Source organism: Chryseobacterium sp. CH25, from assembly GCF_004119455.1.
GTDB lineage: Bacteria > Bacteroidota > Bacteroidia > Flavobacteriales > Weeksellaceae > Chryseobacterium.
Genome location: NZ_NRQT01000187.1, coordinates 1 through 214 on the forward strand (window position 1 = coordinate 1; position 214 = coordinate 214).

At 41.1% G+C, this 214-nt stretch carries 1 protein-coding gene; it reads right to left on the bottom strand.

What is annotated here, in order from left to right:
• Positions 1 to 22 precede the first annotated feature (22 nt).
• The coding region (locus tag BOQ64_RS23415) for a hypothetical protein (protein ID WP_164975892.1) at positions 23 to 214 on the bottom strand (192 nt) is incomplete at its 5' end.

Sequence of the window (214 nt, forward strand, 5' to 3'; positions counted from 1 at the left end):
ATTTCTGTAACCATTGCGCCATTTAGGAGCTCTGTTGCAGACAGGTAATCTCTGGTTGGTGTTTTTCAATACCAGATTTCTGCTGGCAATCTTTTTTCGTTGATATATTCCCTGCATTTCTGTAACCATTGCGCCATTTAGGAGCTCTGTTGCAGACAGGTAATCTCTGGTTGGTGTTTTTCAATACCAGATTTCTGCTGGCAATCTTTTTTCG